The sequence below is a fragment of the Streptomyces sp. A5-4 genome (assembly GCF_051131715.1).
Classification (GTDB): Bacteria; Actinomycetota; Actinomycetes; order Streptomycetales; family Streptomycetaceae; genus Streptomyces.
On the sequence record NZ_CP178591.1, the window covers coordinates 666,852 to 693,829 of the forward strand.

The following is a 26,978-nucleotide window of genomic DNA, read 5'->3' on the forward strand; positions in this document are numbered from 1 at the left end:
CACCGGGGCGTCGTACATGGTCCTGCGCGCCGGTCTGCTCAGGCCTCGGCGGGCCTGCCCGGGATGGCGCGGCTCAGCAGGTCGTGGATGACGCGCACCGCGGCCTCCGCGTCGTCCACCGTCACGGTGAAGGTCCTGCCGTCGCCGAGCTTGAGGACAATGCCCTCGCCCCTGCGGACGATCACGGCCGTCCCCTTCTCGGGGCGCCAGCGGTATCCCCAGCCGCCCCACTGGTGCGGTGTGAGTCTCGGCGCGAACTCGGCGCCCACCACATGGGCGAGCGGGATGCGGCAGCGGGGCAACCCCATGTAGCCGCAGCGCACTTCGAGCGCATCACGGTCGACCTTGACCGCCACATGCACGAAGGCGAGTGTGCCGTAGAGGATCAGCAGGCCAGCCGCCAGGCAGCCGACGACCGACATCACCAGCGGGGCGAGGCCGGACGTCCATGCGGAGTCGACCGCGAGCTCGATGCCGAGCGCCAGACATCCCGCTCCGGCAGCGGCGAGCAGCCACTGTCCGCGGTTGGTCGCGCGGCCTGTCCAGGTCTGGGGAATGGGCTCGGAGCTGCGCCCCTCGCCGTGGGGGTGGTCCCTCATGCGTAGCAGACTACTCACGTTCCGCGTTCGGGGCAGCGCCGCGTCGGGTACCTCTGCGGCGGGCGCCGGTCAGCGGGCGGTGCTGACGGCGCCCAGCAGACGCCCTTCCGCGTACCCGAGTGCCTGCCGGGGCAGTGGGCTGTCACGGCCACCGAGCAGCACGGTGAGCCCGTGGTCCGGGGTGGCCGCGGGGGCGGGCTGCGTACCGATGCGGCGCAGCGCCTGGGCGGCCACGGCCTCGGCGGATGCATGGAGCACCACGGGCGGCCGGTCCCTTGGCTGGACGGCGGCCCGGATGCGCTCGGCGACCAGTTCGTAATGGGTGCAGCCCAGGACGACGGCCCTTACATCGTTCGGGGTGAGAGCGGCGGCGGCGGCAACGGCCACGTCGATGCCTTCCTCGTCGCCGTGCTGCACCGCGTCGGCGAGCCCGGGGCAGGGCACTTCGGTGACGGTGACGCCGCCGGCGAAGTCACGGATGAGTCCGCGCTGATAGGGGCTGCCGGTGGTGGCGGGCGTGGCCCAGATGGCGATGGGTCCGCCGCTCGCCGCGGCCGGTTTGATGGCCGGGACCGTGCCGATGACGGGGATGCCGGGCTCCAGCTCCGCGCGCAGCGCGGGCAGCGCGTGCACGGACGCCGTGTTGCAGGCGACGATCAGCGCGTCGGGACGGTGCGCCGCCGCGGCCCTCGCCACGGCGAGCGCGTGCGCGGTGACGTCCTCGGGGGTTCTCGGTCCCCACGGCATCGAGTCCGGGTCGGAGGACAGCACGAGTGCGGCGTCCGGCCGAAGTCGTCGTACCGCGGCGGCCGCAGCCAGCAGGCCGATTCCCGAGTCCATCAGCGCGATCTTCACCCGGTCACCATAGTCGACCGCCCCTGCGCGCCCTTCGGGGTGGGGCAGACTTCGGCGGATGAGTGCCCTTGCCTGGATTGCCGTGGGATCACTGCTCACGTGGATGTGGCTGCTGCTGGGTCAGGGCTTCTTCTGGCGTACGGACATAAGGCTGCCCCGGCGCGAGGCCCCGGCGCACTGGCCGGATGTCGCCGTCGTCGTCCCGGCGCGCGACGAGGCCGAGGTGCTGTCTTCGAGCCTGCCGTCGCTGCTGGCGCAGGACTACCCCGGGAGGGCCGAGGTCTTCCTGATCGACGACGGGAGCACGGACGGTACGGGTGAGCTGGCCCGGACGTTGGCGGTCCGGCACGGCGGGCTGCCGCTGACAGTGGCCTCTCCCGGCGAACCGGAGCCCGGCTGGACCGGCAAGCTCTGGGCGCTGCGGCACGGCATCGCGCTGGCCCGTGTCCGGGAGCCGGAGTTCCTGCTGCTGACGGACGCCGACATCGCGCATGATCCGGACAGCCTGCGCGAGTTGGTCGCCGCCGCGTGCTCGAACGATCTCGACCTGGTGTCCCAAATGGCGCGGCTGCGGGTCGTCAGTGTGTGGGAGCGGCTCGTCGTGCCGGCCTTCGTGTACTTCTTCGCGCAGCTCTATCCGTTCCGCCGGGTGAACCGGGCCGGTGCGAGGACGACGGCCGCCGCGGGCGGTTGTGTGCTGCTGCGGACCGAGACCGCGGTGCACGCGCGTGTGCCCGACTCGATCCGCGGCGCGGTGATCGACGATGTGTCGCTGGCCAGGGCGGTGCGGCGGGCCGGTGGCAGGATCTGGCTGGGGCTCGCGGAGCGGGTCGACAGTGTGCGCCCGTACCCGCTGCTCGGCGACCTGTGGCGGATGGTGTCGCGCAGTGCGTACGCCCAGCTGCGGCACAGTCCGCTGCTGCTCGCGGGGACGGTGGCGGGGCTCGCGTTGGTGTATCTCGCGCCGCCGGTCGCGCTGTCCGCCGGTCTGCTGTCGGGCGACGCGGCTGCCGCGTGGGCGGGCGGTGTGGCGTGGGCGGTGATGACCGGGACGTTCCTGCCGATGCTCCGGCACTACGGGCAGCCTCTGTGGCTCGCGCTGTCGCTGCCGTTCACCGCGGTGCTCTATCTGCTGATGACGGTCGATTCGGCCGTGCAGCACTACCGGGGGCGCGGCGCGGCCTGGAAGGGGCGCACGTACGCCCGTCCCGAGACCGCGCCGGACCACTGAGCCGGTGAATGGCTCTCGCGGCCGAACCGCAAAGCGGGCGCCGCGCCGGACAACCGCGTCACCGTCCGCGTGATCGACCGCTGGATCACCGGCCGGCCGGCCGGTGATCGCTCGTCGGTCATTTCCTGCCGGGGGTCCAGTTCATGCCCCAGCCATAGGCGTAGTCGATGGTGCGCTGCGGGCTGACTCCGCGTTCCGGTACGAGATAGCGGGCCTCTCGGCGCACCGTCAGGTCGCCGCCCTCATTGGTGATGAGGGCCAGTGCGGCGACGGTCGAAGGCACGGTGCACTCGTCGAGGGAGAAGTCGATGGGCGCGCCGTGCTGTGGTGTGAGCGTGACCGTGGCGTGCAGATCCGCGAATGAGCGGGCGCCTTCATAAACGGCGACGAAGATCAGGACGCGGCGGATCTGATCCTTGTGGTCCAGACTGACCGTCAGGTTCTCGCCGGTGCTCACGGCGCCCGTCCGGTCGTCCCCGTCGAGGTGAATGTACGGCGGCTGGTTGAGCGCACCGAAGGCATTGCCGAGCGCCTGGACGACGCCCTTGCGGCCGTCGGCCAGTTCGTACAGGGCGCACAGGTCGAGGTCGAGGTCGCCGTGCATGGCGACGGCCCGGCCGAGCTTGGCGCCCCACCCCTTGAACTGCTTGCGCACCTCCCAGTTGAGGTTCACGCGCATCGTGCCCGTGGTGCCGCCCTGCTTGGACAGGGAGACGGTCGGGGCCTCCTTGGTAAGCGTGATCTTCGTCAGCCGGACCGGGGCGGCGGGCGGCGCGGTCGGCGGCGCAGGGGGCGGCGGCGGTGCCTGCACCGGCGCGGGAGCCCGTACGGCGGCCGGCGCGGGGGTCAGCACGGGGGCGGGGGCGGCCTGCTGGGGTTCGTCGACGCTGATGCCGAAGTCCCTGGCGAGACCCTCCAGGCCGCTGCTGTAGCCCTGCCCGACCGCCCGGAACTTCCAGGCGCCCTGGCGCCGGTAGAGCTCACCGAGGACGAAGGCCGTCTCGACGCTCGCGTCCTGGCTCTCGAAGCGCGCGATCTCGGTGCCGTTGGCCGCGTCGAGCACCCGGACGTAGAGGCCCGGCACCTGCCCGAAGTTCCCGCCGTCGGCGGAGGCGGCCACCACGACGGTCTCGACGGCGGGCTCCACGCGCGCGAGGTCGACGGTCAGTACGTCCGTCACGGTCTCCCCGCCGGGAGTCTTCCCGTCGTGCCTGACCGCGCCCGATCCGTGCGTGGGCTGGTTGTAAAAGACGAAGTCCGCGTCCGAGCGAACCTTTCCCGCCACCAGCAGCAGGGCCGAGGCGTCGACGTCCGGCACGCCGGGCGCCGAACGCCAGCCCAATTCGACGCGCACGGCCGCTGCCGGCACCGGAACATTGGTTCCCTTAAGCATGGACATGCTCGCCCCCATCACGAGTCCGGGTGTCTGAAAATACCGCACGGCCAAACCTATTCCTCTGCGGCCGTCGCGGTTCACGACGACCGGCTGAAGATCACGCGCGGACCGCGGGTAACCCGTGGCCAGGGACGGTCTTTACACGATCCCAACACGTCACGGCGACCGATTTTCCCAAGTTCGCTCGGATTAGGGATCCGTCATCACTCGCAACACGCAAAACAACCCTCTTATCGGGCTCCCCAACCAGAACATCTTCGGCTTAACTTATGTGCCATGACCTCCCCCCGCTCCACCTACGGCGGCGGCTACTACTCCGCCCCGGCCTTCCCGGACACTCCGATCTACGACTCCCTCGTCGCAGAGCGGGGTACACCCCAGATCGCGCCCATCCGGGTCCCCTCCGCATACGACACCGGAAACAGCTATTTGCCGGCCCTTCCGGCGGCGCTGCCCGCGCTCGGTCCCGCCCAGTCCCACTACCAGCAGCAGCCCGCGTACGGCTACCCACAGGCCGCGCAGCAGCCCATGCCGCTGCAGCACGCCGCCCCCGCGCAGTACATCCCCGCGCCCTACATCCCGCAGCAGGCGGCGAGCCCCCGCGGCTACCCCGGCGCCCAGCAGCCCCAGCAGCGCCCCGGGTCGGCCACCGGGTACGAGGCGATGCGCCCGGCCGCGCCGCGCCCGGCGCCCGCTCCCTCGCCGTACGACGACCCGTACAACCGCCAGTACCAGGGCGGGGGATACTGACCGGCTCGACCCGGTGTCCGACCCGGCTGGCAGGATGAACTCATGCCGAACCCAGTTCTCCATGCGGTCCACGTCTACCCGGTCAAGTCACTGGCCGGGTGCGCGCCCGGCGAGGCGGGGGTCGAGCCGTGGGGACTCAGCGGGGACCGCAGGTGGATGCTGGTCGACCCGGTCGGCAAGGTGGTCACCCAGCGTCCGCGTCCGCGGCTGGCACTGGCGCGCGCCGAGCCCCTGCCCGACGGCGGGATCAGACTGTCCGCACCCGGTCTGGAGACGCTGACCGTCGCGGTGCCGGAGCCCGCCTGCACCACTCGGGTGGAGATCTGGAAGGACAAGGTCGAAGCGGTCGAAGCGGACGCACGGGCGCACGCCTGGCTGAGCGAGCACCTGGGCTGCGAGGTACGCCTGGTCCATCTCGACGAGCCGGCGCACCGCCGTCCGGTCGACCCGGCGTTCGCGCTACCCGGCGAAATGGTGAGTTTCGCCGACGGATACCCTCTGCTGGCCACCACGCTGGCCTCCCTCGACGCACTCAACTCGCTCATAGCCCAGGGTGATCATCCCGACGAGGGCCCACTGCCCATGAACCGTTTCCGGCCGAACGTCGTCGTGGACGGCGCCGCCCCCTGGGCGGAGGACGACTGGAAGCGGATCGCGATCGGCGAAGTCACCTTCCGGGTCGCCAAACCCTGCGGCCGGTGTGTCGTCACCACCACCGACCAGCGGACGGCGGAGCGCGGCAAGGAGCCACTGCGTACGCTTGCCCGTCACCGGCGCACCGGTGACCAGCTGATCTTCGGGCAGAACCTGGTGCCGGAGCGCACCGGGACACTCCGTGTCGGTGATCCGGTGGAGATCCTCGAATAGGACCCCACCCCCGTGGGAACTCGTACGGTCGCGGAAAGGGGGTGACGGACTGTGCACACAGCAACGGGAGTCTGGCGTTGGCGGCACAATCCGCTGCGCCGTACGACCGATCTCGTCGAGGCATGGGCGATGCTCGCCGCCACCCTGCTGATCGCCGTCGCCGCACCTGCAACGGGCTGGGTGTGCGGCGCGCTGGCCAACGCGGCGCTTCAGGAATCGGTGCGCGTGCAGCACCAGCAGCGCCACCTCACGACAGCCGTCGTCGTGCGCACGGCGCCGGGACCGGCCTCGGTCCCGGACCCCGAGGTGCCTTCGGAGCGCGCCGCGCGCGTACAAGTCGTCGCCGACTGGACGGCGTCCGACGGCAGTCGGCACACGGGCGCGGTGACCACCACCCAGCGGGGTGTGCGGCCGGGCGACCGGTTCCGGATGTGGACGGACGGGCGGGGCCGGGTCGTCGATCGCCCGATGGACAGCAGCACGGCGGGCACCCACGCCGCCGTCGCGGGCATCGGGGCGGGAGTGGCGAGTGTGGCGATCATCGAAGGGGGCAGGCGCCTGGTCGTATGGCGCCTCATGCAGCGGCGGTACGCCCGTCTCGACCAGGACTGGGCCAGGGCCGGACCCGACTGGGGGCGGACGGACGCGGGCAGCTGAGCGGGGCCACCGGGCACGGCCGACCGGTCAACTCCCCGCCCCCGCGCGCGCTACGGTGGAGCGGCCAGATCGTCGGCACAAGGTGGGGGCACAGCAACGCCATGGCACAGGGCACGGTCCAGGTGACGCACACCGGCACATCGCGGTGGCGCCGCCGCACAGGCGAATACGCCTCTCTCGCCGCAGCCCTGGAGGCCGCGGGAGACGGTGACGTTCTCACCGTCGCTCCCGGCACGTACCGGGAGAACCTCGTCGTCCAGCGCGCCGTGACTCTGCGCGGCCCCGAGGGCACCCTCGGCTCGGTCCGTATCGCCCCCGTCGACGGCGTGGCGCTGACCGTCCGCGCCTCGGCCGTGGTCCAGGACCTGCACATCGAAGGGCAGGACTCGGCCGCTCCCGCCCTGCTCGTCGAGGACGGCACCCCCGAGCTCAGCGACCTGCGGATCGTGACCCGCTCCGCGGTCGGCATCGAGGTACGCGGCGCCGCCCGGCCCACCGTGCGCCGCTGCACGATCGACAATCCGGCGGGCATCGGCATCGCTGTCCTGGAGGGCGCGGGCGGGGTCTTCGAGGAGTGCGAGGTGGTCGCGGCCGGCCAGTCGGGCGTCTCGGTCCGCGGCGGCGCGCACCCGCGCCTGGAGCGCTGCCGGATCCACCACACCTCGGGCGCCGGACTCACCGTCACCGGCGAGGGCAGCGGCCTGGAGGCCATCGGCTGCGAGGTGTACGAGGTCAACGGCACCGGTGTGCAGATCACCGCGCGCGGCACCGCCCACCTCACCGACTGCACCGTGCACCGCACTTCGGCCGACGGCATCACTCTGGACACCGACGCCGTGCTGACGCTCTGCGACTGCGACATCCACGACATCCCCGAGAACGCGATCGATCTGCGCTCACGGTCGGTCCTCACCCTGACCCGCTCCACCGTGCGCCGCTTCGGCCGCAACGGCCTGTCGGTCTGGGACCCGGGCACCCGGGTGGACGCCAACCAGTGCGAGATCCACGACAGTACGGGCGACTACCCGGCCGTGTGGATTAGCGACGGCGCGACCGCCGTGCTCGACTCCTGCCGGGTGCACGACGTGCCCGACGCCCTCTTCGTCCTCGACCGCGGCTCGCGCGCCGATGTCGTCGACAGCGACCTGTCCCAGGTGCGCAATACGGCCGTCTCGGTGAGCGACGGAGCGACCGCGCAGCTCGACGACTGCCGGATCCGCGAGGTGTCCACGGGCGCCTGGTTCCGTGACCACGGCAGCGGCGGCACCCTCTCCGGCTGCACCATCGACGGCGCGCAGACCGGCGTCATCGTCACCAAGGGCGCCGACCCACGCATCGAGCGGTGCACCGTCACCGCGCCCGCGGAGGCGGGGTTCTACGTCTCCGCGGAAGGGCGCGGCACGTTCGACGGCTGCCGGGTCACGGGCAGCAGCGGCTACGGCTTCCACGTGATCGACGGCTGCCGTTCGATCCTGACACGCTGCCGCACCGAGCGCTGCGCGCGCGGTGGTTACGAGTTCGCCGAGGACGGCCAGCTGGTGGAGGACTGTACCAGCGACGAGAGCGGCGTACGGGCGCCGGCCCAGGGAGCCCCTGTCGTACTGACCGCGACCCAGACCCCCGGGCAGCTCAGCGCGATCCCGGTCCAGCGTCCCGTGGAGGGCGTGACCGGACCCGATCCGGCTACCGAACCGGCCCGGTCGTCCAAGGCGGTCCTCGGTGAACTCGACACCCTGGTGGGCCTGGAGAGCGTCAAGCGCGAGGTGCGCGCGCTCACCGACATGATCGAGGTCGGCCGGCGTCGCCTGGAGGCGGGCCTCAAGGCCGCCTCGGTCCGCCGCCATCTGGTCTTCACCGGCTCCCCCGGCACCGGCAAGACGACGGTGGCGCGGCTGTACGGCGAGATCCTGGCCTCGCTCGGGGTACTGGAGCGCGGCCATCTCGTCGAGGTGTCCCGGGTCGACCTGGTCGGCGAGCACATCGGCTCGACAGCCATCCGTACCCAGGAGGCCTTCGACCGGGCGCGCGGCGGGGTGCTGTTCATCGACGAGGCGTACGCGCTGTCCCCCGAGGACTCGGGGCGCGACTTCGGCCGCGAGGCCATCGACACCCTGGTGAAGCTGATGGAGGACCACCGGGAGGCGGTGGTGGTGATCGTCGCCGGTTACACGGCGGAGATGGCCCGCTTCCTGACCACCAACCCCGGTGTGGCGTCCCGCTTCTCACGGACCATCACCTTCTCCGACTACGCACCCGACGAGCTGCTGCGGATCGTGGAGCAGCAGGCGGAGGACCACGAGTACCGGATCGCCGAAGGCACCGCCGAAGCGCTGCTGAAGTACTTCACGGCGCTGCCCAAGGGGCCCGCCTTCGGCAACGGCCGGACCGCGCGCCAGACCTTCGAGTCGATGGTGGAGCGGCACGCGGGCCGGGTCGCCCAGCTCGCCGAGATGGACAAGGACGACCTGACCCTCCTCTACCCGGACGACCTGCCCGAACTGCCCTGAGGCCGGACGGCTTCGGGCCGCTGGCGGGGCAGCACGGACGGCGGCAGCCGGTCGAGCAAAGCGGTCCGCTCCTGGTCGAAGGCCGGGTCGGCCTGGTACTCGGAGTGCCCCAGAACAGGTGCGGGCAGCGGCTGTTCACGGGTGCGGCCGTAGGCGAGCGGGTCCTTGAGCGCGGCCCGGTCCACTGCGGGCTGCGTGGCGCTCGTGACGCGCACCGGGCCACCGATCGGGTCGGTCAGGCGCCACAGATTGCGCCAGCAGTGCACCTCCTGGCGCAGTCCGTCCAGGCACGCGGGTCCGAAGTACTGCGGGAACCAGCGCCCGTACAGCCGCTCCAGCGGTGACCCGTAGGTGAGCAGCGCGACGCGGCGCCGGGTGCGCAGCGGCAGCTGCCAGACGGCGGCGGCCGCCAGCACGCTGCCCTGTGAGTGGCCCGAGATGACGAGACGCCCCCCGGTGCGGTCGGTCCAGGTGGCCATGCGCCAGGTGAGGTCGGGGACGGCGCGCTCGGCGTAGCAGGGGGGCGCGAAGGGGTGCGCCGCGCGCGGCCAGAACGTGCCGACGTCCCACAGGATGCCGATGGTGCGGCGGGCCACGGGATCACGGTAGGCGCGGCGGCCCCAGGTGACGAACAGTATGAAGCCGAAGCCGATCATCCAGGAGCCGAGTGCCTGTGCGGTCTGGGCCATCGAGGCGATGTAGGCGGGCGCCTCCGCGGCGGCCCTGCCCGGCACCTCCCCGGTCGTCCGGGCGCCCGCCAGCGCGGCGGCGCCGAGCAGCAGGGTCGCGGCGGAGGTGAGGCCGAGGATCGACGGGGCGGAGTCGGTGAGCGCGGCCCTGGCGCGGGTGCGCGCGATCCGCCGGGTGCGTACCCAGTCGGGGTCCTCGCCCGGGTAGTCCGCCTCGACGTGGGCGGTCAGCGCCCGCCCGGCCCGCCAGGTGCGTACGGCGAGGACGGCGCCGACCGCGAGCAGGACGAGCAGCAGGGGCGGGATGACCGACGCCTGCCAGCTGAGCAGCACCGGCGGCCCCTCGATGCTGCCTCCCCGCTCACCCGGGGTGCCCGGCCCGTCCAGCCAGTCGCCGACGCGCTGGGCCACTCCCCCGGTCATGACGCCGCCGAGCGCGCAGGCGAGCATCGCCACGGCCGGCCCGCCGAACCCGCGCATCGCCGTACGCGCGTCGGGTGCCCGCCGGTACATGGCGGGCACGACCACGGCGAGGCCGACGACCAGCGCGCCCTGCGCGAGTGCGATCACCCCGAACGTGAAGTCGCCGGGAAGCCTGCCACCGGACTCCCAGCCGGGGCGCGACCAGGCGGCGTAGAGCATCGACAGGGCGAGCAGGGCGAGCGCCGATCCGGGCAGCAGGGTGACAACGGCCCCGTCGAGCTTCAGGTCGAGGCGCGTCTCGCTGCGGCCCCGGCGGCAGACCACCCAGACGACCACGGCGGCGCCCGCGGCCAGCGACGCCTCGATGGCCCAGCCGAAGGTCTCCAGGAGCGGGCCGGAGGCATGCCGGTCGTAGCGGGCCCCCGCGCCGGCGAGCGCCGCGGCGACGGTGAGGAATCCGGCGGCGGTGTGGGCGGCGCGCAGTCGGGAGACGAGCCTGCGGCCGTACCAGAAGCCGGGCAGGCCGAGGGCGGGCCGTTCGGTCGGCTCGTCCGGGTCGGGCTCCGCGCCCGGCGGCAGCGGTCGCTGCGACTCGTAGGCGCTCCAGGTGCGGTTGGACAAGTACCAAAGCAGGCCGGTCAGCGCGGCGGGCACGAGGGCGGCGAGGGCGAGTCGGCGTCCTGGCTGCGCCCACCAGCCGTCCTGGGCGGCCGAGACGAAGCCGAGCCAGGACTTGTCGCGGGAGCAGTCGGCCGAGCCGGCGCACTGCCAGGCGGTCAGGTCGAGAGCGACCTCGCAGGCGGCGGCGACGAGCAGCACGGTGAGGCTGAGGGCGACGAGCCGCACCAGCACCCCGTAGATGCGCACGGTCTTCCCGAGGCCTCGGGTGTTGGGCTGCATCCAGTGGGCGAGGTTGGCGACCATGAAGGGCAGCAGGAGCAGCCACAGGGCGCGTGCGCCATTGCCGGAGGTGAGGTTGCACCAGACGTACGCCTCGGGGACCGGCCGCTCACGGGGCTCCTGGGTGTCCTCGGAGCCCGCGTAGCCCTCGGGGTCGTCCGGGTCCGCGGGAGGAAGGTCAGCTTCGATGTCGTCGGCGCGGCGGTACATGGCGGCGGTCTCGTCGCCGGTGATCCGGACCGTTCGCGGATCGCCGAGCATTTCCTGGGGGGTGGTTCCACCGACCCCGTGCACCAGCAGTCCGAGCGCGGGCCCGCCGTCGTCGGGGGACGGTGTGACTCGGGGCACTCTGTGTCTCGCTCTCTGGTTGGCGTGCTGCGTCGGGAAGATCGTGGTCCGCGCGGGCGGTGCCCGGCGCGGTCTCCCAGGATCCCGGGCGGCGGGCGGCCGCCCAACGGTTCTCACCGAATCTCCCCGAGGTCCGGCGGACCTGGGCGCGTGGGAGGATGAGCAATCGCCCGCGGACCGTACGGACTCCGGTTCGCACGGCACGGCGATTCGTCCCGGCTCGATCGCCCGTGGGACCGCCCGTTTCGACCGCACGAAAGGACCGGCACGCCCGTGACCGAGAATCAGAACCTGCTCGCCGAGCAGCGTCGCGCCCTGATCCTCGACGAGGTCAGGCGGCGTGGCGGTGTCCGGGTCAACGAGCTCACCAGGAAGCTCAGCGTCTCGGACATGACCGTCCGCCGCGACCTGGACGCCCTCGCCCGCCAGGGCGTGGTGGAGAAGGTGCACGGTGGCGCGGTGCCGGTGGTCGAGACCAGCACGCACGAACCCGGCTTCGAGGCCAAGTCGAACCTGGAGCTGACCGCCAAGGAGGACATCGCACGGGCGGCGGCGGCGATGGCCGTGCCCGGCAGCGCGATCGCACTGTCCGGCGGAACGACGACGTACGCGCTGGCCCAGCACCTCCTGGAGGTGCCCGACCTGACGGTGGTCACCAACTCGGTCCGGGTCGCCGATGTCTTCCACACCGCCCAGCGCGCGGGTGGCGGGAACGGGCAACGGCCCGGGACGGCCACCGTGGTCCTCACCGGCGGCGTACGGACTCCGTCGGACTCGCTGGTGGGGCCGGTCGCCGACCGGGCGATCCGCTCACTCCACTTCGATGTCCTCTTCCTCGGCGTGCACGGCATCTCGGTCGAGGCGGGGCTCTCCACCCCGAACTTGGCGGAGGCGGAGACGAACCGCCGGCTGGTGCACGCGGCGCGGCGGGTCGTCGTGGTCGCGGACCACACCAAGTGGGGGACGGTGGGCCTGAGTTCGTTCGCGACGCTCGACGAGGTCGACACACTGGTGACGGACGGCGGGATGCCGGCGCACGACCGGGCGGAGATCGAGGAGCTGCTGCCGGGGCTGGTAGTGGCGGGCGGGTCCCGTGCCTCCCAGGGCGACGGCGAGTCCCGTCCCTCCCGCGACGAGCAGGGCCCCGAAGACATCTGACGGCCCGCCAGTTACTATGTGCGGGCCCGGTCCGCCACCGAACCCGTTGGGGGTGCAGGTCCATGGCACGCCGACTCCGCCCTGTGCAGCTCGATTTCGTCGATTCCGCGCCCGTGCGCCTGGTCTTCACGGCCCAGGTGTCCGCCCCGCCCGAGGCCGTCTACCGTGCGCTCGCCGAGGATGTCGAGGCCTGGCCCAGCTGGTTCGGCGCGATGACCCACGCCCGGCCCACGGACGGCGGCGCGGGCCGCGAGATCGGGCTCAAGGGCGGCACTCGCTTCCGGGAGACGGTCATGGCGGCGGAGCCCGCCGAACGGTACGCGTACCGCATCGACGAGACCAACGCCCCGGCGCTGCGAGCCCTGTTGGAGGACTGGCGCCTCAGCCCGTCCGGCACCGGCACCCGTGTCCGGTGGACCTTCGCGATGGCCGGCCCGGCGCCGCTGCGAGTCCTCCTGCGGCTGGCCAGGCCGGGCCTCGGCCGATCCTTCCGCGACGCGATGCGCAGCCTGGACCGGCGGCTCGCCAGTCCGGCCGGGCAGCCGTCGGACACCCCTTAGGGCGTGCCGGGCATGCCCTGCGGCAGCTCCGGCCAGACGCCGGTGGCCAGCAGCGAGTTGATGACCTCGGTGTACGGCGCGATGTCCAGGCCCTGCTGCGCCAGCCAGGTGTCGGAGTAGTACTTGTCGAGGTAGCGGTCACCGGGATCGCAGATCAGCGTGACCACGCTGCCCGTACTCCCCTCGGCGACCATCTCCGCGACGATTTTCAGCGCGCTCCACAGGCCGGTGCCGGTGGAGCCGCCCGCCTTGCGGCCGATGGCCAGCTCCAGCGCGCGTACGGCCGCGACGCTCGCCGCGTCCGGGACCTTCATCATCCGATCGATGGCGCCGGGCACGAAGCTCGGCTCCATCCGGGGCCTGCCGATGCCTTCGATGCGCGAGCCGCAGTCGCTGGTGGCGAGCATGTCGTGACGGGTCCAGCCGTCGAAGAAACAGGAGTTCTCCGGGTCGGGGACACAGATGCGGGTGTCGTGCTGCATGTAGTGGACGTAGCGCGCGATGGTCGCCGAGGTGCCGCCGGTGCCGGCGGTCGCGACGATCCAGGCCGGTTCCGGGTAGCGCTCCAACTTCAGCTGCTGGTAGATCGATTCGGCGATGTTGTTGTTGCCGCGCCAGTCGGTGGCCCGCTCCGCGTAGGTGAACTGGTCCATGTAGTGACCGCCGGACTCGGCGGCGAGCGCGGCCGACTGCTCGTACATCTTCCGTGAGTCGTCCACGAAGTGGCACTGACCGCCGTGGGATTCGATCAGGCGGCACTTCTCGGGGCTGGTCGTGCGGGGCATCACCGCGATGAACGGCACCCCGATCAGCTTCGCGAAGTACGCCTCGGAGACCGCGGTCGAGCCACTGGACGCCTCGATGACCGGCTTGCCCGGCCTGATCCAGCCATTGCACAGGCCGTAGAGGAAGAGCGAGCGGGCCAGCCGGTGCTTGAGGCTGCCGGTCGGGTGGGTGGACTCGTCCTTGAGGTACAGGTCGATCCCCCACTCCTCGGGCAGCGGAAAACGCAGCAGATGGGTGTCCGCGGAGCGATTGGCGTCAGCGTGGACCTTGCGGACCGCTTCTTTGAGCCAGGCCCGGTACGCCGGATCGCTCCGGTCCACATCGATGGTCGCCGTGGCGACGCCGCCGGGGCCTTGGTCAGTGCTGCTGCTCATGCGGGGCACTCCTCGTCGTGGCGTCCCTGCGGCAGGTGCTTCCACCAGCGGGACTCCTGTCTCCCGCCTGCCACTTTAAGCTTCTCACCTGCACAAACATTCACTTTGGGCTTCCATAGCAATCACTTGTGGGACGTGAGGGACGGGAGTGGGGCACGGGCCCGTCCTTCTGCATTCGACCACTCAGGGCCCCTGGTGCGCACGCCCAGGCTTGGGCAGACTGCCCAACAGGACACATGCGTGTGCGAAGGGGGCGAAGTGGAATGGCGGAGCCCGAATTCAGTGCTACGGGCGTACGGATAGAGCGTTGGCCCCGCTCACTCACCAAGGCCGGCCAGGTGCTGGTCAAGGACGGCAGGCTGGTCCTGCTCACGAGTAACGGGCGGGAGATCGACAGTGCGCCGCTCGGCTCCGTGCACGCGAGCAAGGCCTGGTTCGCCGGGGACGACAGCACGGTGGCGACGGTCAACGGCACCCGCTACCGGCTCACCATGGGCCATCGCGGACGCAAGCCCGACGGGGCGGAACTGTCCTACCGGTTCCTGGAGGCGATCCGCGGCGCACGGACCTCCCGGAACACGCAGGGGGCGAGGGATTGACGCGACGCGAGTTGCGGACGGGCGGCCCTTGGGCGACTCTGGTTGGACGTTACTCAGGGTGCACCGGTGGTAACGCTCGGATTTACACCGCCGGACCAATCAGCAGGCAGCCACTGCTGGATCCGTTCTTCGTCTTCTTCCGGACCTCATTCGGGGAGTCGCAGCCGTGATCAGTCAGTCAAGCAAGCACTGCACGGTGGAACTTCAAGCTCTGCCGTCGCGGATCGGCCAGGTCCGCAGAATCATCTCGGCGCAACTGCGCTACTGGCATTTGGATGCTTTGATCGACCCGGCAGCGCTCGGCGTCACCGAGCTGCTGACCAACGTCCACCGGCACGCGGAGCCGGACAAGATGTGCGTCGTGGAGATCGAGCAGTTGCTCGAACACCTCACGGTGTCGGTCCACGACCACGATCCGCGCATCCCCACGGTGTGCGCCGCCGAGGAGTACGACACCGGCGGTCGCGGTCTCGCGCTGATAGAGGCCGTCAGCGAAAGCTGGGGCGTACGCCCGCAGGGCGACGCGGGCAAGGCCGTGTGGTTCACGCTGCCCACACCGCCGCTCGCCGCGACGCTGCCCGCGAACCCGGTGTACGCGGCGATCGCACCGCACGGGCGCACCGTCGCCCGGTCGGCCGCGGTGGGCTGACCGGGCACAGGTGCCGTGTTCCCGCACACCGTCAGTCCGTGGCGATGGCGCGCAGTACGTCCAGGCGCGCCGCCCTGCGGGCCGGCCGCAGGGCCGCCAGCGCACCGGCGGCGAGGCCGACCAGCGCGACCACGGTGAGCTGCACCGGAGGCACCGCGAAGGCGAAGGCGGTGTCGCCCGCGCTCTCGGACGCCTTGACGAGCACCCAGCCGAGGAGCCCGCCGAGGGCCACCCCGCCCACCGTGCCGAACGCCGCGACGAGAACCGATTCCCAGCGGACCACCGCACGCAGTTGCGCCCTGGTCTGGCCGACCGCGCGCAGCAGGCCCAGTTCCCTGGTCCGTTCGTGGATCGCCAGGGTCAGGGTGTTGGCGATGCCGAGCAGCGCGATCAGGACCGCGAGGGCCAGCAGCGCGTAGACCAGCGTCAGCATCATGTCGACGGCCCCGGCAGCGGACTGGGCGTACTCCTCACGGGTCTGCACTTCGGGTTCGCCGTACGCCACCGCTGCCTTCTTCACCGCCGCGGCGCCCTGCGCGTCGGTCACCGAGTCCTTGAAGGTGACGGCGACGAGGGTGTCGGCGTCCTGGCCCCGGTGCGGGGCCCAGGCCTCGCGGGTGATGACGTAGTCACCCGCGAGCTCCGCGTTCTCGAAGACGGCGCGGACCGTGAAGGTCTGCTTCCTGCCGTCCGTGAAGGTGAGTTCGGTGCTGCTGCCGGGCTGCCAGCCCCGCTTGTCGGCCTCCGGCTCCGATACGGCGACGCCGCTCGTACCGAGCCCGTCGAGTCGGCCGTTCACCGTGCCGAGGTCGAATCCCCTGGCGAGCGCGACCGGATCGGTGACGGTCAGCTGCCGCCCCCGGCCGTCCACGTCCGCCGGGCCCCGGCCGAGCGCGACCGAGGTGGCGACCTCGGGCAGCTCCGCGAGGGCCGGGCCGAGAGCGGGGCTGAGCCCGCTGCCGCCCGCGCCCATGGCCGGTGCGCTGACCGCGACGTCACCCGCGAACGACTCCGACACCGTCTTGTCCATGGTCGCCTTCAGCGAGGCGCCGAAGACGGTGAACAGGGACACCACGGCAACCCCGATCATCAGGGCGGTGGCCGTGGCCGCGGTGCGCTTGGGGCTGCGCAGCGCGTTGCGCTTGGCCAGGCCCCCGTTGACGCCCCGCAGCCGCTCCAGGGGGGTCCCCAGGGCCCGTACGGCGTAGGAGGACGCGACCGGGCCGAGGACCACGAAGGCGACCAGCGCCAGTACCGCGCCCAGCCCGGCCAGCCACACGGACGGGCTCACCAGCACCCCGGCGAGGATGATGCCGACGCCGGCCACGCCGAGGACCGTGCCGGTCAGGGCGCGCCTCCCGGACGCGCCGGAGTCGTCGACCGCCGTCTCACGCAGTGCGGCCAGCGGGGCGGTGCGCCCGGCCCGGACGGCCGGCAGCAGCGCGGAGCCGAGGCACACCACGACGCCGACGAGCAGCGGCAGCAGCATCGAGACGGCGCCGACCACCAGGTCGCCCTCGGGGAAGGGGAATCCGATGACGGGGAAGAGTGCCTGCAGCCCCGCGGCGATACCGATGCCGCCGAGCAGCCCGGCCGCCGACGCGATGAGCGCGACGACGGTGGCCTCGGCCAGCGTCGAGCCGACGACCTGGCGGCGGGAGGCGCCCAGGGCGCGCAGCAGGGCGTTCTCGCGGGTGCGCTGGGCGACGACGATCGCGAAGGTGTTGTGGATGGTGAAGGTCGCGACCAGCAGGACGATGCCGGAGAAGACCAGGAGCAGGGTGGTGAAGAGGCTCAGGAACTGACCTGAGATCGCGTCCTGGCTCTCTTCGGCCGAAGCCTGCCCGGTGATGGCCTCGATTCCCTTGGGCAGTACGGGTTCCAGCGCGTCCACCAGCTCCTGCTGGCTGGTGCCGGGCCCGGCCCGCACCTGGATGCTCGACGCCTCGCCCGGCTCGGGGGTGAGGTACTTCTCCGCATCGGGCCGGGTCATCCCGGTGTAGGTGACCTGGGCCATGCCGTCTTCGCCGCCGAAGGTGGCCAGGCCGACGATCCGTACCCGCACCGGGTCGGGGGTGCGCAGCACGGTGCTGTCGCCGATCTTCAGGCCGCCGTCCTTCGCCGCGCCGCGGTTGACGACGACTTCGCCGCTCGCGCTCGGGGCGCGCCCCTCGGCGAGCCGGTAGGGGTTGAGCCGCGGGTCCTCGATCCAGTTGGCCGCGGTGGTGGGCGGGCCGTCGCCGCCGATGGGCTTCCCGTCGGCGGCGAGGAGCTGGCCCGCACCCTGGATGCTGGGCACGGCGGCCGCGACGCCGGGGGCCTTCTCGACCTTCTCGACCAGCGCGGTGTCGACGGGCTGCCGGGCGCCCTGTCCCTCGCCGACGACGACGGCGCTGCGTACGACCACGTCGGTGCCGCTGGTGGCGTTGCCGAACATCGTGTCGAAGCTCGCCCGCAGGGTGTCGCCCATGACGAGGGTCCCGGCGAGGAAGGCGACGCCGAGCAGTACCGCGGTGAAGGTGCCGGCGAAGCGCCGCTTGTGGCCTCGCAGGGAGGCCATGCTGAGGCGTACGGACGTACGGGCGGAACTCATGTCGCCACTCCCTCGGTGGTGCCGAGCCTGCTGTCGAAGGCCTTGAGCCGGTCCAGGACGCGCTCGGCGGTGGGCGCTTGCATCCGGTCGACGAGTCGGCCGTCCGCGAGGAAGACCACCTCGTCGGCGTGGGCGGCGGCCACCGGGTCGTGGGTGACCATCACGACCGTGCGGTCGCTCCCCCGTACCGTCCGGCCGAGCAGCCGCAGCACCTCGCCGCCGGAGCGCGAGTCGAGGTTGCCGGTCGGTTCGTCGGCGAAGACCACATCGGGGCGGCCGGCGAAGGCGCGGGCGACGGCGACGCGTTGCTGCTGGCCGCCGGAGAGCTCGCTGGGCCGGTGGTGCAGCCGGTCGCGCAGGCCGACGGCGTCGATCAGGGCATCGGTCCACTCCTGGTCGCCGTCGGTGCCCGCGAGGTCCATGGGCAGCGAGATGTTCTCGGCGACGGTCAGGGTGGGGATCAGATTGAAGGCCTGGAAGACGAAGCCGATGCGCTCACGGCGGAGCAGGGTGAGTCTGCGGTCGTCCAGGGTGCTCAGGTTCGTACCGCCGATGAAGGCGGCTCCCGAGGTGAGGGTGTCGAGTCCGGCGGCGCAGTGCATGAGCGTGGACTTGCCGGAGCCCGAGGGCCCCATGATCGCGGTGAAGCGGCCGGCCGGGAAGTCGACGCTCACCCCGTCCAGGGCCCGCACTTGGGTGTCGCCCCTGCCGTAGATCTTCACGGCGTCGACGACGCGGGCGGCGGTGGCGGTCCCTACGGTGGTGGCGGTCATGCCGCACCGCCCTTCGTCTGGTGGCCGAACTGCTCGTCGAGCACGGACAGCCTGCGCCAGTACTCGTCCTCGTCGATCTCGCCGGCGGCGAAGCGTCGGCCGAGCATCGCGATCGGCGAGTTGTCGCCGTGCGGGGCGTGCCCGAAGCTCCGGTCGGCCTGCCGAGGGCCGCGGCGACCGCGCCACCCGGTGCGGCGCAGCAGGGTGACGACGCCGATGACGGCGACCGCCCACAGCAGCGGGAAGAAGAGGATCCACGGGCCGGGTCCCTCGTGAGCCAGGGTGTGCATCTCGGGTCAACTCCTCGGTGCGATCTGTTTCCTTGTCACTACCGAGACTGGCCGTGGGAGGGGGTCCCGGTCGTCGTACGGCCGGCGGCTGTGCGCGTACCACCTCGGGAGCAGACAGGGGCCTGCGCGACTACTCGCGGCCCGCGTCGATTTTGTACCTACTGGTATGTACAGTGGGTTTCATGAGCACCCCTGAGCGCCTCATCGAAGCCACCCGGGATCTCCTGTGGGAGCGCGGTTACGTGGGCACCAGCCCCAAGGCGATCCAGCGGCGGGCGGGCGCCGGCCAGGGCAGCATGTACCACCACTTCGCGGGCAAGCCCGACTTGGCGCTGGCCGCGATCCGGCGCACCGCCGACGAGATGCGCGCCACGGCCGAAGCGGTTCTCGGCGGGGACGGGTCGGCGTACGAGCGCATCGCGGCGTACCTGCTGCGCGAGCGCGACGTGCTGCGCGGCTGTCCGGTCGGGCGTCTCACGATGGACCCCGACATCATCACCGACGACGCGCTGCGGGCGCCGGTCGACGAGACGCTCGACTGGCTGCGCGGGCGGCTCGCGCTGATCGTCGAAGAGGGCTTGGCCCGGGGCGAGTTCAGCGCGTATCTGGTCCCGGCCGAGATCGCGGCGGCGATAGTCGCGACGGTCCAGGGCGGCTATGTGCTGGCGCGGGCCTCGGGCTCGCCAGCCGCCTTCGACACGGCGGTCCGGGGGCTGCTCGCCCTGCTGGCTTTCGCCACCATCTCCGTTTCCGTGTAAGGGAGTTCACTTCCGTGTATGCCATGCAGTACGAGATCACCCTGCCCGCCGACTACGACATGGGGATCGTCCGCGAGCGCGTCGCCACCAGGGGGCATCTGCTCGACGGACTCCCGGGGCTCGGTCTCAAGGCCTATCTGATGCGCGAGCGCGGGACGCACTCGCTCGTGAACCAGTACGCGCCGTTCTATCTGTGGACGGCCCCAGACGCTATGGCCGCGTTCCTCCTGGGGCCCGGATTCCAGGGCGTCGTCGATGACTTCGGCCGCCCCGAGGTGCGCCACTGGACGGGGCTGGTGTGCGAGGAGGGCCCCGCGACCGGGGCCACCCCCCGCACCGCGGTGCGCCGTCGGCAGCGGATACCGGGGGCGGCGGCGTCCCTCGCGGCGGTGAGCGAGGAAGCGGCGAAGGAGACCCGGCGGCTGGCCGGGCTGGACGCCGTGGTGTGCGCCGCCCTCGCACTCGATCCCCGGAGCTGGGAGTTCGTGCACCTCACGTTGTGGGACCACGACTCCCCCGACGCGCCCGGTGAGCGCTTCGAGGTGCTGCACATGTCGGCTCCGCACCGTGCGGAGCTCGCCGGCGGCGCCAGGTGACCTCGCCACGGCACGGACCCGCACCGCGAACGCGCCCCCGGGCGCGGGCGGGCGGCCGGCTCTGATTCACCGTCAGCGAGCGTACGTACTCACTGCTTCGCGAACCGGTCGAGCACCCCGAGCTCCAGGTCCCGCATGGACGGGCTGCCCTTGTGGCCCGAGTCGTCGACCACCACGAGCTCCGCGGCGGGCCACGCGCGGGCGAGTTCCCAGGCGCTGCCGTGCGGGCTGCTCAGGTCGTGGCGGCCGTGCAGCAGGACGCCTGGAATCTCGGCCAACCGGCCCGCGTCGCGCAGGATTTCCCCCTCCTCCAGCCAGGCGCCGTGGGAGAAGTAGTGGGAGGCGATACGGACTAGGGAGACACGGTCCGCCGTCGGGCGGTCGCCGTACGGGTTGGCGCTGCCGTGCGGTTCGAGGGAGAGCACCGCGTCCTCCCACGCACACCAGTCGGCGGTGGCCTTCGCCCGCACGCCCGGATCGGGGTCCGACACCAGTCGCGCGTACGCCGCGAGGAGATCACCGTCACGGTCGGTCTCGGGGACGCCAGCCCTGAACCGGTCCCAGGCCTGGGGGAAGAACCGCGCGACACCCCGGTAGAGCCAGTCGATCTCCGAGCGCCTGCTCATCGTGACACCGCAGATGACGATCTCCGACACCCGCCGCGCATACCGCTCGGCGTACGCGAGGATCAGCGTGGAGCCCCAGGAGCCGCCGAAGAGCAGCCAGCTGTCGATCCCCAGATGCTCCCTCAACTGCTCCATGTCACGGATCAGATGGTGGGTCGTGTTGTGGCTCATGTCGGTGGCCGGGTCGGCGGCGTGCGGCGTACTGCGGCCGCAGCCCCGCTGGTCGAAGAGCACGATGCGGTAGCGCGCGGGGTCGAAGTACTGGCGCAGGCGGGGCTTGCAGCCGGAGCCGGGGCCGCCATGGACGAAGGCCGCGGGCTTGCCCTTCGGGTTGCCGCTGACCTCCCAGTGGACCAGGTTGCCGTCACCGACATCGAGCATGCCCTCGTCGTACGGCTCGACGGGCGGGTAGAGCTCGGCCATGTCATGGTCCCCTTCGGTTGCGGGTGCGCCCGGTGCGGCGGAGAAAGCTACGTGATCCGCCCGGCGCCCGCAAGCGCGGTCAGCGGGTCGTCGAGCACCGGCTGCCAGGCCAACTCGGCCGCCCCGACGAGGCTGTTGTGGTCGAGGGTGCACGGCAGGATGGGTACGCCGCCGCTGCGCCCCCACAGGCTGCGGTCGGCCACGACGGCGCGCAGCCGCTCCGGGTCGGCGTCGAGCAGCTCGCGGTGCAGGCCGCCGAGGATGATGCGGTCCGGGTTGAGGATGTTGACGAGGCCGGCCAGCCCCTGGCCGAGGCGGTCGACGATCTCCTCGGCCGCCGCCCGTACCGTCGGGTCGTCGTACTCGCCGCGCAGCAGGTCGCGGGACTGCTGGAGCAGCGAGACCTCGGGCCCCGGGGCGCGGCCCGCGGCGGTGAGGAAGGCGAGCGGGTCGGCCTCGACGTCGAGGCAGCCGCGACTGCCGCAGTAGCAGGGGCGGCCCTCGGGGTTGACCGTGAGGTGGCCGACCTCCAGGGCGAGGCCCGAACTGCCGGTGTGCAGGCGGCCGTCGAGCACCAGCGCCCCGCCCACGCCGCGGTGTCCGGTGGCGACGCAGAGCAGGTGCTCGGCGCCGCGGCCCGCGCCGTGGCGATGCTCGGCCAGGGCCGCGAGGTTGACGTCGTTGCCGGTGAAGGCGGGGCCTTCGATGCCCGCCGCGCGCACCTGCTCGGCGAAGATGTCGCAGACCGGCGCGCCGGCGGGCCATGCGAGGTGCAGCGGATTGAGCGCCGTGCCCTCCGGTTCGGCCACCGCGGACGGTACGGCGAGGCCCGCGCCGACGCAGCGCAGCCCGGTGTCGCGCAGCAGCGCGGCGCCTGCCTCGACCACCGATCCGAGGACTTGGGCCGGGTCGGCCGACACCGCCTCGCAGCCGGGTGCGGTGGCCACGATCCGGCCGCCGAGGCCGACGAGCGCCGCCCGGAAACCGTCGGCGTGGACCTGGGCTGCGAGGACGACGGGGCCCGAGTCGTTGACGGTCAGCCGGTGCGAGGGGCGGCCCTGTGAGCCGGCCGCGGCGCCCGGCCTGGAGTCGACCTGGATCAGCCCGAGCGCCTCCAGTTCGGCGGCGACCGCGCCCGCGGTGGCCCGGGTGACGCCGAGCTCGGCGGTGAGCACGGCACGGGTGGGCGCGCGGCCCGTGTGCACCAGTTCCAGCGCAGGCCCGAGCGCGCTCCGGCCTCTCTCCAGCCGTGTCCTGATGGTGCTCGCCTTGCCGTTCATGGGGGCGAGTCTCCCATGTTCCAGAAGATCGTCCGGGTCCGGCTCCCCTTGTCCCGGGGCTCTCTCGGCGCGTTGACCCCAGTCTCACCACGCGTCTTGTCCGGATCGGGGTCCGGCCCCTATGCTCATTTAGTGCCGCTACTAAACAAACTACGGTCGGCCGCCCCCGGGAACGAGGGCGCGAACCCCGCAGCGACCTCCCTGCCCGCCCTCCGTGCCGCCCTGACCGTGTTCTTCGCCCTCGACGGTTTCCTCTTCGCCGGCTGGGTGGTCCGCATCCCCGCCATCAAGGAGCAGACCGGATCCTCCGCGAGCGATCTCGGACTCGCCCTCCTCGGGGTGTCCGGAGGCGCGGTGATCACGATGATGCTCACCGGACGTCTCTGCCGACGCTTCGGGAGCCATACGGTGACCGTGGTCTGCGGGGTGCTCCTGTCGCTGAGCATCGCGCTGCCGACCCGGACGCACTCGACGCTCGCCCTCGGCCTCGTGCTGCTGATGTTCGGCGCCGCGTACGGCGGCGCGAATGTCGCCATGAACAGCGCGGCGGTCGACCTGGTCGCGGCCATGCGGCGCCCGGTGATGTCGAGTTTCCACGCCGCGTTCAGCTTCGGCGGCATGGCAGGCGCCGGTCTCGGCGGTCTGGTGGCGGGCAGCCTCTCCCCCACCACCCATCTGCTGGCGCTGACCGGTATCGGACTCGTGGTCACGGCCGTCACCGGCCCCACCCTGCTGCGCCACCCGGCGCCCACCCCCGAGCGCACGGAAGCGACAGCGGGACCCCGGCCGATGGACGGCAGGACCCGCAAGGTCGTCGCGCTCTTCGGCGTCATCGCGCTGTGCACGGCGTACGGCGAAGGGGCGCTCGCCGAGTGGGGAACGCTCCACCTCCAGCAGGACCTCCAGGCCCGGCCGGGCGTGGCAGCGACCGGGTACTCGCTGTTCGCGCTGGCCATGGCGGTGGGCAGGCTCAGCGGAACCACCCTGATGGAACGGCTCGGCCAGACCCGCACCCTCGTCGGGGGCGGCCTGCTCGCGGCCGGCGGCATGCTGCTCGGCGCGCTCGCCCCCACCGCCTGGCTCACCCTGCTCGGCTTCGCCGTGACCGGACTCGGCCTGGCGAACATCTTTCCCGTGGCGGTCGGCAGGGCCGGGGCGCTGGCCGGGCCGAGCGGTGTCGCGGCGGCGTCCACGCTCGGGTACGGCGGCATGCTGGTGGGCCCGCCCGCCATCGGCTTCCTCGCCGACTGGTTCTCCCTGCCCGTCGCGCTGACCACGGTGGCACTGCTCGCCGCCGCTGCCGCCCTGCTGGGGTTCTCCGCACGCAACGCATCGCCCGCCCGGCCCGGCCGACGATGAGTAGGAGTGAGTAGGCGTACTCAGGCGAAAGCGGCACGCCCGGCGCACCATGAGGGCATCCGTTCAACCGCCCGCAGGAGGAGAAGACCATGAGCTCCCGGCAACGCCTGCACGACCTCGTGCGACTGACGTTCCGCAACCGCGCCTCGCTCGTCTACCTGAGCGTGGTCGCCGCGACCGCGGTGTTCGTCGCGATCGACACGCTCTTCGTCACCCATGAGGACGCCTCGCTCGCCGGTGTATGGCTGCTGCTCCTCGCCGCACCGACGATCTTCGCCTTCTTCATCGGCGGCTCGATGTTCGGGGAGGCCGTGACCGGGTCCGGCGCGTTCCTGTACATCGCCCTGGTGCTCTCCGTCCTGATCCAGTCGCTCGCGCTCGGCCTGTTCGTCCGCCTGCTGCGCGGCGCCGCGAGCCCGGCTCGCCCCCAGCGCGCCTGACCCGCCTGTTCCGCGGGCCCGGTGCGCGGCATGGAGATCGCCGCACACCTCAACCGCCCGACGGGGAAGGCCGGTTGCCTGGCCGCAGCCGCGTAGCGCGCGGGCCCCGGCGCCGAGGTGCCCATCTGCCCCGGCCTGCCGGGGCGGGATCCGCTGCGGCACACCGGCACGGTTCACCACCGCCGGGCGACGCGCCGCACTCACCGCGCTGTGGCGCGAGAGGCCGGGCATCATCCGGTCGCGAGCGGCGTCCACTTGCCCGCCGGCCGGGCACCCTGTGAAACTTGACGTCATGGCGACAAGGACGCGGGCCCAGCGTGACGCGATAACCGTCGAGATCGGTTACGCGCTACTCAGTGCGGCCGTCCTGGCAGGTGTTGCCTTCGCCGCGGTCACCGCGCCCGTGTATCTCCTGGTCTCCTCACCGGCCGTGAACAGGGTCATGCTGATGGCCGGCTGCTCGCTGGCCGGCGCCGTCTACGTCCTACGAGTCGTCCACGTCCTGTGGCGCTACAAGGGCGCACCCGGCACTCAGCCCAGCCAGCCCGGCCGCACCAGCCCCGACTCGTAGGCGAGCACGACCAGTTGGGCCCGGTCACGGGCGCCGAGCTTCACCATGGTGCGGCTGACGTGCGTCTTGGCGGTGAGCGGGCTGACGACGAGCCTGCGGGCGATCTCGTCATTGGAGAGCCCGATGCCGACCAGGGCCATCACTTCCCGCTCCCGCTCGGTGAGTTGGTTCAGCACCTCGGCGTGGGCCGGCTCCTTGGAACGGGCCGCGAACTCCGCGATCAGCCTTCGCGTCACTCCGGGCGAGAGCAGTGCGTCCCCCTCCACCACCGCCCTTACCGCGCGCAGCAGTTCCTCCGGCTCGGTGTCCTTCACGAGGAAGCCCGAGGCCCCGGAGCGGATCGCCTCGAAGACGTACTCGTCGAGCTCGAAGGTGGTCAGCATGATGACCTTCACGCCGTCGAGCGCGGGGGTGTCGGTGATGCCACGGGTGGCGGCGAGGCCGTCGAGGAGCGGCATGCGGATGTCCATCAGGACGACGTCGGGGCGCAGTTCGCGCACCAGGCGAACCGCCTCCTCACCGTCCGCCGCCTCACCGGCCACCTCGATGTCGGGTTGCGCGGTCAACAGGGCACGGAAGCCCGCCCGCACCAGCGCCTGGTCGTCGGCGAGCAGTACGCGGATCACGAGTTCTCCTTCGGTGCGGCCGAGAAGGGCAAGGTGGCCTCCACCCGGAAGCCGCCGTCCGGGCGCGGACCGGCCTCAATGGTGCCACCGAGAGACGCCGCGCGCTCCCGCATTCCCACCAGTCCGTTGCCGCTGCCGCCCGCGTCGCCGCCGGTGGTGGCCGGCCCTTCGTCGTCGATCCGCAGGTCCAAGCGGCCGGGGGCGTAGCCGAGCCTGACCCGGGCGCCGCGCGATCCGGAGTGTCTGACCACATTGGTGAGGGCCTCCTGGATGATGCGGAAGGCAGCCAGGTCGGCGCCGGGCGGGAGTGCGGCACGTACGCCGTCGGTCTCGACCTCGACAGTGAGACCCGCAGCCGAGGCCTGTTCCACGAGTTCGCCGAGGCGGTCGAGTCCGGGCGCCGGTGCGCGCGGGGCGTCGCCGGGCGTTCGCAGCGTGTCGAGCACCTGCCGCACCTCGCCCAGCGCCTCCTTGCTCGCGGCCTTGATGGTGGCCAGGGCGGAACGCGCCTGTTCCGGGTCGGAGTCCAGCAGGGCCAGGCCGACGCCTGCCTGAACGTTGATGACCGAGATGCTGTGGGCGAGTACGTCGTGCAGCTCACGGGCGATACGGAGCCGCTCCTCGTCGGCGCGGCGCTTCTCGGCCTCCGCACGCTCGACGCGCTCGCGGGCCCACTGCTCCTGGCGTACCCGCACGAGCTCCGCGGCGGCCGCGATGGCCACCACCCAGGCGGCGACCGCCAGTTCCTGGGACCAGGGCGCCGCCTGCCCCCCGTCGGGCGGCAGCCACCGGTAGAGGCCGTGCGCGAGGGCCAGATGCCCCAGCCAGAGCATCCCGAGCGACCACCAGGCCGCCTTCCGGTGCCCGGTGACGATGGCGCTGAAGCAGCCCACGGCGGCGGTCACGAAGACCGGCCCGTAGGGGTATCCGGCACCCAGATAGATCATCACGGTCGCCGACGCGCCGAACACGGCCGGTACCGGGAAGCGTTGGCGCGCCAGGAGTGCGGCAGGCCCCGCGGCCAGCAGCAACCGGGCGAAGAGGTCGAGCGGCTCACGCTCGCCGAGCTGGCCGTGCGCCGCGAACGTCGAACCCACCTGCACGAACACGGCCAGTACGAGCGTGGAGACCCAGGGCAGCCCGCCGCCCGGCGGCCGGGGCGTCCAGGCACGCCACGGCGGCGATCCGCCCCGTTCTCGGGGGAAACCACCGAGGCCACGTTCCCGCTGCGCTTTCATACCGGCCACGCTAGACCGGCGGCGGCGGCCCGGGCGTCAGCCGGACGAGGTGATCAC

General features: G+C 72.2%; 26 protein-coding genes. 14 read left to right on the forward strand and 12 right to left on the reverse strand.

The window, feature by feature from the left end; all coding sequences use genetic code 11:
- Nucleotides 1-38: 38 nt before the first annotated feature.
- Together ACLLJJ_RS02930 and ACLLJJ_RS02935 are read right to left on the reverse strand one after the other, a co-directional pair.
- Entirely contained in the window at nucleotides 39-599 is a 561-nt protein-coding gene (locus tag ACLLJJ_RS02930; RefSeq protein WP_434587674.1) for a hypothetical protein, read from the reverse strand.
- Between the two features lie 69 nt (nucleotides 600-668).
- Nucleotides 669-1,454: a glutamate racemase gene (locus ACLLJJ_RS02935; protein WP_434587675.1), complete on the reverse strand. Its 786-nt coding sequence runs from the start codon at nucleotides 1,452-1,454 to the stop codon at nucleotides 669-671.
- A 58-nt stretch (nucleotides 1,455-1,512) separates the two neighbouring features.
- Between ACLLJJ_RS02935 and ACLLJJ_RS02940 the strand changes: the two genes are divergently transcribed.
- Nucleotides 1,513-2,685: a glycosyltransferase gene (locus ACLLJJ_RS02940; RefSeq protein ID WP_434587676.1), complete on the forward strand. Its 1,173-nt coding sequence runs from the start codon at nucleotides 1,513-1,515 to the stop codon at nucleotides 2,683-2,685.
- A gap of 118 nt (nucleotides 2,686-2,803) precedes the next feature.
- On the opposite strand, the gene ACLLJJ_RS02945 is transcribed toward ACLLJJ_RS02940, so the two are convergent.
- Nucleotides 2,804-4,096: a TerD family protein gene (locus tag ACLLJJ_RS02945; protein WP_434600280.1), complete on the reverse strand. Its 1,293-nt coding sequence runs from the start codon at nucleotides 4,094-4,096 to the stop codon at nucleotides 2,804-2,806.
- Between the two features lie 261 nt (nucleotides 4,097-4,357).
- On the opposite strand from ACLLJJ_RS02945, the gene ACLLJJ_RS02950 reads away from it, so the two are divergent.
- The 4 genes from ACLLJJ_RS02950 (at nucleotide 4,358) to ACLLJJ_RS02965 (ending at nucleotide 8,862) form a co-directional block, all read left to right on the forward strand.
- Nucleotides 4,358-4,831: a DUF6643 family protein gene (locus ACLLJJ_RS02950; RefSeq protein ID WP_434587677.1), complete on the forward strand. Its 474-nt coding sequence runs from the start codon at nucleotides 4,358-4,360 to the stop codon at nucleotides 4,829-4,831.
- Nucleotides 4,832-4,873: 42 nt separating this feature from the next.
- Nucleotides 4,874-5,698: an MOSC domain-containing protein gene (locus ACLLJJ_RS02955; RefSeq protein ID WP_434587678.1), complete on the forward strand. Its 825-nt coding sequence runs from the start codon at nucleotides 4,874-4,876 to the stop codon at nucleotides 5,696-5,698.
- A 51-nt stretch (nucleotides 5,699-5,749) separates the two neighbouring features.
- Entirely contained in the window at nucleotides 5,750-6,355 is a 606-nt protein-coding gene (locus ACLLJJ_RS02960; RefSeq protein ID WP_434587679.1) for an Rv1733c family protein, read from the forward strand.
- Between the two features lie 101 nt (nucleotides 6,356-6,456).
- Nucleotides 6,457-8,862 (forward strand): right-handed parallel beta-helix repeat-containing protein, encoded by a 2,406-nt coding sequence (locus tag ACLLJJ_RS02965; RefSeq protein ID WP_434587680.1) that lies wholly within the window; start codon nucleotides 6,457-6,459, stop codon nucleotides 8,860-8,862.
- On the opposite strand, the gene ACLLJJ_RS02970 is transcribed toward ACLLJJ_RS02965, so the two are convergent.
- Nucleotides 8,832-11,222 (reverse strand): hypothetical protein, encoded by a 2,391-nt coding sequence (locus ACLLJJ_RS02970; protein ID WP_434587681.1) that lies wholly within the window; start codon nucleotides 11,220-11,222, stop codon nucleotides 8,832-8,834. The two genes, ACLLJJ_RS02965 and ACLLJJ_RS02970, sit on opposite strands and share 31 nt — an antisense overlap.
- Nucleotides 11,223-11,495: 273 nt before the next feature.
- On the opposite strand from ACLLJJ_RS02970, the gene ACLLJJ_RS02975 reads away from it, so the two are divergent.
- Both ACLLJJ_RS02975 and ACLLJJ_RS02980 read left to right on the forward strand, forming a co-directional pair.
- Nucleotides 11,496-12,380, forward strand: a complete 885-nt coding sequence (locus ACLLJJ_RS02975) for a DeoR/GlpR family DNA-binding transcription regulator (RefSeq protein ID WP_434587682.1) — start codon at nucleotides 11,496-11,498, stop codon at nucleotides 12,378-12,380.
- A 62-nt stretch (nucleotides 12,381-12,442) separates the two neighbouring features.
- Nucleotides 12,443-12,940, forward strand: coding sequence for an SRPBCC family protein (locus tag ACLLJJ_RS02980; RefSeq protein WP_434587684.1), 498 nt, complete (start codon nucleotides 12,443-12,445; stop codon nucleotides 12,938-12,940).
- On the opposite strand, the gene ACLLJJ_RS02985 is transcribed toward ACLLJJ_RS02980, so the two are convergent.
- On the reverse strand, nucleotides 12,937-14,100 hold the full coding sequence (locus ACLLJJ_RS02985) for a PLP-dependent cysteine synthase family protein (protein WP_434587685.1): 1,164 nt from the start codon (nucleotides 14,098-14,100) through the stop codon (nucleotides 12,937-12,939). The genes ACLLJJ_RS02980 and ACLLJJ_RS02985 overlap by 4 nt on opposite strands.
- A 263-nt stretch (nucleotides 14,101-14,363) precedes the next feature.
- On the opposite strand from ACLLJJ_RS02985, the gene ACLLJJ_RS02990 reads away from it, so the two are divergent.
- Together ACLLJJ_RS02990 and ACLLJJ_RS02995 are read left to right on the forward strand one after the other, a co-directional pair.
- Nucleotides 14,364-14,699 carry a hypothetical protein gene (locus ACLLJJ_RS02990; RefSeq protein ID WP_434587686.1) on the forward strand — a complete coding sequence of 112 codons (336 nt, stop codon included), beginning with the start codon at nucleotides 14,364-14,366 and terminating at the stop codon, nucleotides 14,697-14,699.
- A gap of 166 nt (nucleotides 14,700-14,865) precedes the next feature.
- On the forward strand, nucleotides 14,866-15,348 hold the full coding sequence (locus tag ACLLJJ_RS02995; RefSeq protein ID WP_434587687.1) for an ATP-binding protein: 483 nt from the start codon (nucleotides 14,866-14,868) through the stop codon (nucleotides 15,346-15,348).
- Between the two features lie 31 nt (nucleotides 15,349-15,379).
- On the opposite strand, the gene ACLLJJ_RS03000 is transcribed toward ACLLJJ_RS02995, so the two are convergent.
- The 3 genes from ACLLJJ_RS03000 to ACLLJJ_RS03010 are packed head-to-tail and all read right to left on the reverse strand — an operon-like array spanning nucleotide 15,380 to nucleotide 19,004.
- A complete protein-coding gene (locus tag ACLLJJ_RS03000) occupies nucleotides 15,380-17,941 on the reverse strand; it encodes an ABC transporter permease (protein ID WP_434587688.1) in 2,562 nt (853 codons plus the stop codon).
- Nucleotides 17,938-18,714 (reverse strand): ABC transporter ATP-binding protein, encoded by a 777-nt coding sequence (locus tag ACLLJJ_RS03005; protein ID WP_434587689.1) that lies wholly within the window; start codon nucleotides 18,712-18,714, stop codon nucleotides 17,938-17,940. The genes ACLLJJ_RS03000 and ACLLJJ_RS03005 overlap by 4 nt, the downstream gene beginning before the upstream one ends.
- Nucleotides 18,711-19,004, reverse strand: coding sequence for an SHOCT domain-containing protein (locus ACLLJJ_RS03010; protein WP_434587690.1), 294 nt, complete (start codon nucleotides 19,002-19,004; stop codon nucleotides 18,711-18,713). The genes ACLLJJ_RS03005 and ACLLJJ_RS03010 overlap by 4 nt, the downstream gene beginning before the upstream one ends.
- A 182-nt stretch (nucleotides 19,005-19,186) precedes the next feature.
- Between ACLLJJ_RS03010 and ACLLJJ_RS03015 the strand changes: the two genes are divergently transcribed.
- Nucleotides 19,187-19,762, forward strand: coding sequence for a TetR/AcrR family transcriptional regulator (locus ACLLJJ_RS03015; protein WP_434587691.1), 576 nt, complete (start codon nucleotides 19,187-19,189; stop codon nucleotides 19,760-19,762).
- Nucleotides 19,763-19,776: 14 nt separating this feature from the next.
- Nucleotides 19,777-20,358 (forward strand): DUF4865 family protein, encoded by a 582-nt coding sequence (locus ACLLJJ_RS03020; RefSeq protein ID WP_434587692.1) that lies wholly within the window; start codon nucleotides 19,777-19,779, stop codon nucleotides 20,356-20,358.
- 89 nt (nucleotides 20,359-20,447) lie between these two features.
- On the opposite strand, the gene pip is transcribed toward ACLLJJ_RS03020, so the two are convergent.
- Both pip and ACLLJJ_RS03030 read right to left on the reverse strand, forming a co-directional pair.
- A complete protein-coding gene (gene pip / locus ACLLJJ_RS03025; RefSeq protein WP_434587693.1) occupies nucleotides 20,448-21,407 on the reverse strand; it encodes a prolyl aminopeptidase in 960 nt (319 codons plus the stop codon).
- Nucleotides 21,408-21,454: 47 nt separating this feature from the next.
- A complete protein-coding gene (locus ACLLJJ_RS03030) occupies nucleotides 21,455-22,687 on the reverse strand; it encodes an ROK family protein (RefSeq protein WP_434587694.1) in 1,233 nt (410 codons plus the stop codon).
- A 132-nt stretch (nucleotides 22,688-22,819) separates the two neighbouring features.
- Here ACLLJJ_RS03030 and ACLLJJ_RS03035 point away from each other — a divergent pair, with 132 nt between their 5' ends.
- From ACLLJJ_RS03035 to ACLLJJ_RS03045, 3 genes are all read left to right on the forward strand, one after another.
- Nucleotides 22,820-24,046 (forward strand): MFS transporter, encoded by a 1,227-nt coding sequence (locus ACLLJJ_RS03035; RefSeq protein ID WP_434587695.1) that lies wholly within the window; start codon nucleotides 22,820-22,822, stop codon nucleotides 24,044-24,046.
- Between the two features lie 89 nt (nucleotides 24,047-24,135).
- Nucleotides 24,136-24,486, forward strand: a complete 351-nt coding sequence (locus ACLLJJ_RS03040) for an SCO4225 family membrane protein (protein WP_434587696.1) — start codon at nucleotides 24,136-24,138, stop codon at nucleotides 24,484-24,486.
- A gap of 292 nt (nucleotides 24,487-24,778) precedes the next feature.
- Nucleotides 24,779-25,057, forward strand: a complete 279-nt coding sequence (locus ACLLJJ_RS03045) for a DUF6332 family protein (RefSeq protein ID WP_434587697.1) — start codon at nucleotides 24,779-24,781, stop codon at nucleotides 25,055-25,057.
- Here the strand turns inward: ACLLJJ_RS03045 and ACLLJJ_RS03050 are convergent.
- Entirely contained in the window at nucleotides 25,018-25,683 is a 666-nt protein-coding gene (locus tag ACLLJJ_RS03050) for a response regulator (protein ID WP_434587698.1), read from the reverse strand. The genes ACLLJJ_RS03045 and ACLLJJ_RS03050 overlap by 40 nt on opposite strands.
- Nucleotides 25,680-26,921 (reverse strand): sensor histidine kinase, encoded by a 1,242-nt coding sequence (locus tag ACLLJJ_RS03055; protein WP_434587699.1) that lies wholly within the window; start codon nucleotides 26,919-26,921, stop codon nucleotides 25,680-25,682. Before ACLLJJ_RS03055 ends, ACLLJJ_RS03050 begins: the two co-directional genes overlap by 4 nt.
- Between the last annotated feature and the right edge of the window lie 57 nt (nucleotides 26,922-26,978).

Bases quoted from the DNA above. Each gene is read 5' to 3' on its own strand.
- ACLLJJ_RS03030 (WP_434587694.1), bottom strand. From the start codon at position 22,687: ATGAACGGCAAGGCGAGCACCATCAGGACACGGCTGGAGAGAGGCCGG.
- ACLLJJ_RS02930 (WP_434587674.1), bottom strand. From the start codon at position 599: ATGAGGGACCACCCCCACGGCGAGGGGCGCAGCTCCGAGCCCATTCCC.
- ACLLJJ_RS02955 (WP_434587678.1), top strand. From the start codon at position 4,874: ATGCCGAACCCAGTTCTCCATGCGGTCCACGTCTACCCGGTCAAGTCA.
- ACLLJJ_RS02985 (WP_434587685.1), bottom strand. From the start codon at position 14,100: ATGAGCAGCAGCACTGACCAAGGCCCCGGCGGCGTCGCCACGGCGACC.
- pip (WP_434587693.1), bottom strand. From the start codon at position 21,407: ATGGCCGAGCTCTACCCGCCCGTCGAGCCGTACGACGAGGGCATGCTC.
- ACLLJJ_RS03000 (WP_434587688.1), bottom strand. From the start codon at position 17,941: ATGAGTTCCGCCCGTACGTCCGTACGCCTCAGCATGGCCTCCCTGCGA.
- ACLLJJ_RS02945 (WP_434600280.1), bottom strand. From the start codon at position 4,096: ATGGGGGCGAGCATGTCCATGCTTAAGGGAACCAATGTTCCGGTGCCG.
- ACLLJJ_RS02990 (WP_434587686.1), top strand. From the start codon at position 14,364: ATGGCGGAGCCCGAATTCAGTGCTACGGGCGTACGGATAGAGCGTTGG.
- ACLLJJ_RS03015 (WP_434587691.1), top strand. From the start codon at position 19,187: ATGAGCACCCCTGAGCGCCTCATCGAAGCCACCCGGGATCTCCTGTGG.
- ACLLJJ_RS03055 (WP_434587699.1), bottom strand. From the start codon at position 26,921: ATGAAAGCGCAGCGGGAACGTGGCCTCGGTGGTTTCCCCCGAGAACGG.
- ACLLJJ_RS02940 (WP_434587676.1), top strand. From the start codon at position 1,513: ATGAGTGCCCTTGCCTGGATTGCCGTGGGATCACTGCTCACGTGGATG.
- ACLLJJ_RS02965 (WP_434587680.1), top strand. From the start codon at position 6,457: ATGGCACAGGGCACGGTCCAGGTGACGCACACCGGCACATCGCGGTGG.
- ACLLJJ_RS03040 (WP_434587696.1), top strand. From the start codon at position 24,136: ATGAGCTCCCGGCAACGCCTGCACGACCTCGTGCGACTGACGTTCCGC.
- ACLLJJ_RS03005 (WP_434587689.1), bottom strand. From the start codon at position 18,714: ATGACCGCCACCACCGTAGGGACCGCCACCGCCGCCCGCGTCGTCGAC.
- ACLLJJ_RS03010 (WP_434587690.1), bottom strand. From the start codon at position 19,004: ATGCACACCCTGGCTCACGAGGGACCCGGCCCGTGGATCCTCTTCTTC.
- ACLLJJ_RS02950 (WP_434587677.1), top strand. From the start codon at position 4,358: ATGACCTCCCCCCGCTCCACCTACGGCGGCGGCTACTACTCCGCCCCG.
- ACLLJJ_RS03045 (WP_434587697.1), top strand. From the start codon at position 24,779: ATGGCGACAAGGACGCGGGCCCAGCGTGACGCGATAACCGTCGAGATC.
- ACLLJJ_RS02980 (WP_434587684.1), top strand. From the start codon at position 12,443: ATGGCACGCCGACTCCGCCCTGTGCAGCTCGATTTCGTCGATTCCGCG.